The organism is Tabrizicola sp. (assembly GCF_036781545.1).
GTDB lineage: Bacteria > Pseudomonadota > Alphaproteobacteria > Rhodobacterales > Rhodobacteraceae > Tabrizicola.
The window spans coordinates 1-7036 of record NZ_DAIQAT010000175.1 but is presented as its reverse complement, the minus strand read 5'-3'; the positions used below and the strand labels follow the sequence as shown (position 1 = coordinate 7036).

Sequence of the window (7036 nt, the reverse complement as noted above, 5' to 3'; positions counted from 1 at the left end):
CGCAGACCTTGCAGGACGAGGCCGTCACCGTCTGCAACGCCGTATAGCGCCCGGAGACGCGCATGATCCGGTTCGCCGCCAGTTGCAGCTGCTGGTTCAGCACCAGCCGGGCGCTGGTCAGGATGCCTTCCGACATGTCCGCCGCAAGCTCGGCCTGGCTTGCCAGGATCAGCGTGTCGCCCGAATCCTCGGTCAGGACGATGGGGCCGGTGATCTCGAGCCGGTTCGTCGCCTGGTCGAAGATGATGCGGCTGGCGGTCAACCGGCGGCCCTTGAAGAACACCTCGACATGGCCATCGGCGATGAGCCGCGTGTCGCCGGTGATCTCCAGACTGTCCGAGACCAGCGTCGCCTGCTCCTGCGCCCGGGCGGGCAGGGCCAGTGTCAGAAGCAACGCGACAAGCGTCAGGAGGCGGGCCATCTCAGCCGTCCTCCAGATGCAGCAGAAGCCCCAGCGACAGCATCACCGCCGCGAGCGGCGGGCTCCAGGCCGCCAGAAGGATCGGGATCTGCCCGGCATCCCCCAGCGCCTGGGCGAAGTTGCGCAGGAAGAAGAAACCGAAGCCCGCCAGCAGCGCATAAAGCACCATCTTGCCGGTGCCGCCGAAGCGCACATGCCGCATGGTGAAACCTGCCGCCACCAGCACCATCGCTGCCATCAGCATGGGCAGGGCCAGCTCCATCTGATACCACAGCCGGTAGGCCTGGGCCGAGAAGCCCGCACGTTCAAGGTCGCCGATATAGTTGGGCAGGTCCCAGAAGGCGATGGCCGAGGGCGTGCCGAAACTGTCGCGGATACGCTCGGGCGTCAGGTCCGAGGCCAGCGCCACCGGCCCCTCGGCCCTGACCGCGGTCTGCTCGGGGTTCGCGGCCGTCAGGTCCCAGGTCTTGGTTCCGGTCAGCTGCCAGGCCCCGGCGACCAGCTTCGCCGCCTCGGCCTCGATCCGCCGGGTCGGCTGGCCCTTCTGGTCGAAGCCGAGGAAGGTCACGCCGAAAAGCTGGGTCCCGTCCAGGTTCGACCGCGCCGCCTGGATCACCGTCTGCCCCTCGCCCGACCCCTGACGCAGCCAGAGGCCCGTATCCGCGACCGACAGCACCGACCGCCCGCCCTGGCTGAGCCTGGAGCGCGCGTCGTCATAGGCCTTCGACGTCGCCGCCACCAGCGGGTTGAAGAGTGCCACCGCCACCAGTCCCAGCGCGACCGAGACCAGAAGGGGCGTCACGAGGAAGCGCAGCCCGGACCGCCCCGCCGCGCGGACCACCACCAGTTCGGAGGACCGCGCGAGGCCGAGGAAGTTGGCGATCGCGCCCATCACGATGATCAGCGGCAGGATGCGATACATCGTCTCCGGCACGCTCAGAAGCGCCATATGCGCGGCCCCGGTCAGCCCGATCCCGGCATCGGAGAACCGGCGCAGCTCCTCGATCATGTCGATCAGCATCAGGATCGCGAAGAAGGCCAGGAAGACCTTGCCCACGCTGCCCAGGAAGCGCCGCGCGATGTAAAGGCTCAGCGTCATGCGGGCACGCTCCGCCGCCGTCGCCGCGGTCGTTGCGCTTGCCAGAGAAGGCCCATCGCCGCCACGATGCCGATGACCGGCCCCAGATAGACCGCGGGCCAGGCCGCGGCCGAGGCGGCGGCCGTGCTGCCGCCCCAGGTCCAGGCCATCTGGATCCCGATCAGCAGAAGGATCGCCAGCCCCATCTGCCGCCAGAGGCCGAAGCGCGAGAAGCCGCCCAGCATTAGCGCCGCAAAGCCGATCATCGGCGCCGCGACCGACATCAGCGGCCCCGCCAGCCGCGTGTGCCCCTCTTCCAGGAATTGCGCGACCGTCGCCCCGGTCGCCGCCAGCGCCTCGGGCGGGGCCTGCAGCAGGGTCGGCGTCGGCAGTGCGTTCAGCGCGATCTGCCCCGTCTCGCCGACCTTCACCAGCCCGGCAAGATCCAGAGTGAAGTCGGAGAACCGCGTCACCGCCATGCGCCCGTCCGCCCGGTTCAGCGTCTGGGTCGATCCGTCCACCATGACGAGCTTCGGCGCCACCTCGCCCCGCACCAGAAAAGCCTTGCGCGCGGAATGGATCGCCCGGCTGCCCGTCGCCCGCTCGTCCGACAGGAACAGGTCCAGAAGCTCGCCCGTCGGGGTGATCTCGCGGATATAAAGCGTGATCCCCTTCGCGGGATGCATGAACTGCCCCGCATTCAGGAAGCGCGCCGTCACGTTTTCAGAGATTTCGGCCGAGCGCTCGCTCAGGATGCGCTGGCTGGCGGGCACCAGAAGGTTGGACAGGACGGCATGCATGATCATCACGCAGAGGCCGAAATAGACCACCGGCCGCGCCAGGCGGAACATGGAGAATCCCGTGGCCTGCATCACCACCAGTTCGCTTTCCTGCATCAGGCGGTTGGTCACATAGGCTGCCGCCGCGAAGGCCGCGATGGGCAGGACCAGCCGGATCGCGTTCGGCAGGGTCAGGATCGAGAATTCCAGGAAGACCAGCGCCGACTGTCCGTCGCCGATCAGCTGGTCGAACAGTCCCACCGCCCGGTTGACCCAGTAGACTGCCACCAGCACCAGCGCGAAGAAACCGAACAGCGAAAGCAGTTGCGACAAGAGATATCTGTCGAATCTAGACACGCCCGACCCGTCCCCTACAACATCTAGGCGCGACCCTAGCGGAATTCACCGGCGGCGAAAACTGCTATCTGGCCAATCGGCGGGCAGGGTTGTAGCGTCCCGACCAAGCCGCCGCCCCGACCCGCTGCGGGGCGCGAAAACCCGACCAGATGAGAGTGGATGATGCCGAAACCCCTGCCGATCCAGTTCCAGGCCACCGATCTTGAATCTCTTGCCAATGCGAAGGGTCGCATCGCCGTTCTGGCGGATGCGGGCCAGCCATCCAGCCCCGGCTTCAGGAAGCTGGACCGGCTGAGCAAGGGGGCGCTGGCCCGTGCGGCGGGCTCCGACGCCTTCGGCAAGCTGAAACCGGGCGAGGTGATGGAGCTTGCCTTTCCGCCGGGGCTTGCCGCCGACGCGGTGCAACTGATCCGGCTGCCGAAGAAGGCCGACCAGGCGCAGGCCCGCAAGGCCGGGGCCGCGGTGGGCAAGACGCATGGGGCAGGGGGCTCGCTGGTGCTGGCCGAGGGCCATGCCCGCGCCGCCGACATCGCCTTCGGGCTTGCGATGCGCGCCTATGACTTCGACAGCCACAAGACCTGTGAGAAGACCGCCCCCGGCCCGGTCACGCTGATGGCGACGAACCCCGAGGCCGTGGCAAAAGCCGCCGCCCCGATGGCCGCCGTCGCGGAGGGGGTGTTCTTCACCCGCGACCTGGTGAACGAGCCCGCCAACGTGCTGACCACCCACGATTTCGCCGCCCGTCTTGCCGCGATGCAGGAACTTGGCCTCGACGTCGAAATCCTTGAGGAGGAGGAGCTTACCAAGCTTGGTATGGGCGCGCTTCTGGGGGTGGGGCAGGGGTCGGAAAGCCCATCGAAGGTTGTCGTCATGCAATGGCACGGCGGCAAGAAGGGCGAGGCCCCCTTCGCGCTGATCGGCAAGGGCGTGGTGTTCGACACCGGCGGCATTTCGATCAAGCCCGCCGCCGGCATGGAAGACATGACGATGGATATGGGCGGCGCGGGCGTGGTCGCCGGGGTGATGCGCACGCTGGCGCTGCGGAAGGCCAAGGCGAACGTCGTGGGCCTCGTCGGCCTCGTCGAAAACATGCCCGATGGCCGCGCGCAACGTCCCGGCGACGTGGTGAAGTCGATGAAGGGCGACACCATCGAGGTGATCAACACCGACGCCGAGGGCCGCCTCGTGCTGGCCGACGTCCTGTGGTATGCGCAGGAGCGGTTCAAGCCGACCGGCATGATCAACCTCGCCACCCTCACCGGCGCGATCATCATCGCGCTCGGGCATGAGAACACCGGCGTCTTCTCCAACGACGACGGCCTTTGCAACGCCTTCCTCGCCGCCGCGAAGGCCGAGGGCGAGGGCGCCTGGCGGATGCCGATGGGCGATGCCTATGACGCCAAGCTCAAGTCCCGCATTGCCGACATGATGAACGTGGGCGGCCGTGACGGCGGTGCCATCACCGCGGCGCAGTTCCTGCAACGCTTCGTCAAGCCGGACGTGCCCTGGTGCCATCTCGACATCGCCGGGACCGCGCTGCTGAAGGCCGACACCACGCTTGCGCCCAAGGGGGCGACCGGCTGGGGCGTCATGGCGCTGGACCGGCTGATCCGCGACAAGTTTGAAAGGTGAGGCTCCTCCTGCGCTGCGCTTCGGTCCTCGCGGGGCGCGGCGCAGCGAGGAGGAGTCGGAGGCGCACGACGAGCGGACCCGAAAGGCGTGAACCTTGGGCACGGTGATGTTCTTCCACCTGATGCAGTCGGCCCCCGCCGATACGCTGGCCGTCAACGCGCCCCGCGCGCTGATGCAAGGCTGGCGCGTCATGGTGCGGGGCACCGATCCGGCAGCGCTGGAGCGTCTCGACGCCGCGCTCTGGCTGAAGGGCGGCGATGACAGCTTCCTGCCGCATGGGCTGCAGGGTGGCCCGCAGGACGCCGAACAACCCGTCCTTCTCGGCCTCGGGCTGCCTGCGAATGGCGCGAAGGTCCTTGCGCTGGTCGATGGCGCCGAAGCGACCGATGCCGAGATTGCGGCAATGGAACGGGTCTGGGTTCTCTTCGACGGCAATGACTCCGACCGGCTGCAGGCCGCCCGCGTACAATGGAAGGCGATGACCACCGCCGGCCACCCCGCGCAATACTGGTCCGAGGAGACGGGCCGCTGGGAAAAGAAGGCCGAAAGCCCCGCCCGCTAGGCGCCCTGACGCGCGCCCATCCACCGCGCCTCGTTCGCCTCGATGGCGGCGATCCGGTCGTCCACATGCGGGTGGCTCAGAAGCCAGGCCGGAATCCCCTCGGCATGGTTCTGCGTCAGCGCGCCCAGCTTGCGGAAAAGCGATTTCTGCGGCCCGGTCCCGATCCCCGCCTTGATCAGCAGTGCCGTCGCCCAGGCATCCGCCTCGAACTCATCGCGGCGCGACAGGCGGGCCATCAGCGCGGTTGAAATCAGGTTGGCGATCCAGACGCCGACGAAGGGCACAAACCGGCTGAGAAGCGCCGAGAGCATCACGAAGACCGCGTTCTGCCCGGTGAAGTCGATCATCCGCCGCCGCATGTGCCCCTGCGCCACATGGCCCATCTCATGCGCGATGACTGTCGCCAACTCCTCCGGCGTCACCTCGCCGCGGGCCTTGCGGTTCAGAAATCCGCGCGTGAGGAATATCCGCCCGTCCGGGGCTGCCAGGCCGTTGACCGGCTCCACCTCGAAGACGTTCACCCTGATCTCCGGCACCCCCATCGCCACCGCCATCCGGTCGGCAAGGCGGGTGATCGACGGATCGGTCAGGGGAACCGAACGTTCGTCCAGAAGCTTCCGCGTACGCCAGACCGAAAAGCGCATCATCAGGAAGGCGTAGGCGACGACAAGGATCAGCGGGAGGAACTTGGTCATGTGTCGGATATAGTCACCCGCGGCCGCCCTGCAAAGCTCAGCGCAGCTCGCGGACGCCCCGCGCCAGCCCGTCCAGCGTCATCGGCACCATCCGGTCCTCGAAGATGTCGCGGATAAGCTGGGTCGACCGCGCGTGACCCCAGGCCCGCGCTTCCACCGGGTTGATCCACAGGTGATGCGGCCATTGCGCGCGCAGCCGCTGCAGCCAGACCTGTCCCGCCTCGCGGTTCCAGTGCTCGTTCGCGCCGCCCGGATGGGTGACCTCATAGGGCGACATCGCCGCATCGCCGACAAGGATCAGCCGCCAGTCCGGCCCATAGGTCCGCAGCACGTCCAAGGTCGGGGTCTGGTGATCCCAGCGCCGCCGGTTGTCACGCCAGAGGCCTTCATAGACGCAGTTGTGGAAGTAGAAGACCTCCAGATGCCGGAACTCGGCCTTGGCGGCGGTGAACAGTTCCTCCATCACCCGGACATGCGGGTTCATCGACCCGCCGATGTCCAGAAGCAGCAGCACCTTCACCGCATTGCGTCGCTCGGGCCGGGTCTGCACGTCGAGCCAGCCCTGCGCCGCCGTGGCCCGGATCGTGCCGTCCAGGTCCAGCTCCTCGGCCGCGCCCTCGCGCGCCCAGCGGCGCAGGCGGCGCAGCGCCAGCTTCATCGTCCGGGTGCCGATCTCGGCATCGCCGTCGAGGTTGCGGAACTCGCGCCGGTCCCAGACCTTGACGGCACTCTGGTGGCGGCTGGCATCCTGTCCGATCCGCACGCCTTCCGGGTTGTAGCCATAGGCGCCGAAGGGCGAGGTGCCTGCCGTCCCCACCCATTTCGATCCGCCCTGATGCCGCCCCTTCTGCTCGGCCAGCCTTTGCCGCAGCGTCTCCATCAGCGTCTCGAACCCGCCAAGCGCCTGTACTGCCGCCCGCTCCTCGGCGCTGAGATGGCGTTCCGCCAGCTTTTCCAGCCAGTCGCGCGGCAGGTCCAGCGCCGTCAGCACCTGATCCGCCGTCACGCCCTCCAGCCCGGCAAACGCCCGCGCGAAAGCGCGGTCAAAGCGGTCGATGTGGCGTTCGTCCTTGACCAGCGTCAGCCGGGCGAGGTGATAGAAGCCTTCCGGGTCATAGATGACCAGCCCTGCCACCATCGCCTCCAGAAAGCTCAGGAATTCCCGCAGCGAGACCGGCACCGCTTCTTCCCGCAGGGTCTGGAAGAACGGCAGGAACATGGCCTAGCCGCGCAACATGCGGTCGAGATAGATGGTGATGAACAGCCCGATCAGCCCGAAGATAACCGCGTGCGCCGCCGCATAAAGCAGGATGTCGGCCAGCTTGCCGCCGCGCGCCTTCGCCCTCAATCCCCCGCCGATCGCCCCCAGAAGAAGCCCGCCGATCACGAACATCGCGCCCCATTTCCGGGGCACCGGCCCCTTCAGCCCTTCGCCGACCGGTCCGCCACGGCGGCGATGTCGCGCATCCGGGCCTTGACCTCGCTGTCAGGCCCGAAGCCATAGCGCGCCCA

General features: G+C 67.9%; 7 protein-coding genes and 1 pseudogene. 2 read left to right on the top strand and 6 right to left on the bottom strand.

The features are described 5' to 3' along the window. From V7Q39_RS18075 to lptF, 3 genes and pseudogenes are all read right to left on the bottom strand, one after another. Positions 1-421: pseudogene (locus V7Q39_RS18075) on the bottom strand (LPS-assembly protein LptD); the annotation flags it as partial. 1 nt (position 422) lies between these two features. Next, positions 423-1520, bottom strand: a complete 1098-nt coding sequence (lptG, locus tag V7Q39_RS18070) for an LPS export ABC transporter permease LptG (RefSeq protein WP_333818002.1) — start codon at positions 1518-1520, stop codon at positions 423-425. Beyond that, complete coding sequence (lptF, locus tag V7Q39_RS18065; RefSeq protein WP_333818001.1) at positions 1517-2635, bottom strand: LPS export ABC transporter permease LptF; 1119 nt, start codon at positions 2633-2635, stop codon at positions 1517-1519. The genes lptG and lptF overlap by 4 nt, the downstream gene beginning before the upstream one ends. A 162-nt stretch (positions 2636-2797) precedes the next feature. Between lptF and V7Q39_RS18060 the strand changes: the two genes are divergently transcribed. Beyond that, on the top strand, positions 2798-4267 hold the full coding sequence (locus V7Q39_RS18060; RefSeq protein WP_333818000.1) for a leucyl aminopeptidase: 1470 nt from the start codon (positions 2798-2800) through the stop codon (positions 4265-4267). A gap of 94 nt (positions 4268-4361) precedes the next feature. Continuing rightward, a complete protein-coding gene (locus V7Q39_RS18055) occupies positions 4362-4829 on the top strand; it encodes a DNA polymerase III subunit chi (protein ID WP_333817999.1) in 468 nt (155 codons plus the stop codon). Here V7Q39_RS18055 and V7Q39_RS18050 read toward each other — a convergent pair. From V7Q39_RS18050 to V7Q39_RS18040, 3 genes are read right to left on the bottom strand one after another with little or no spacing between them, the layout of a single operon-like run. Then, a complete protein-coding gene (locus V7Q39_RS18050) occupies positions 4826-5524 on the bottom strand; it encodes a M48 family metallopeptidase (RefSeq protein ID WP_333817998.1) in 699 nt (232 codons plus the stop codon). The genes V7Q39_RS18055 and V7Q39_RS18050 overlap by 4 nt on opposite strands. A 37-nt stretch (positions 5525-5561) precedes the next feature. After that, entirely contained in the window at positions 5562-6743 is a 1182-nt protein-coding gene (locus tag V7Q39_RS18045) for a vWA domain-containing protein (protein WP_333817997.1), read from the bottom strand. Positions 6744-6746: 3 nt separating this feature from the next. Then, entirely contained in the window at positions 6747-6938 is a 192-nt protein-coding gene (locus tag V7Q39_RS18040; RefSeq protein ID WP_333817996.1) for a hypothetical protein, read from the bottom strand. Between the last annotated feature and the right edge of the window lie 98 nt (positions 6939-7036).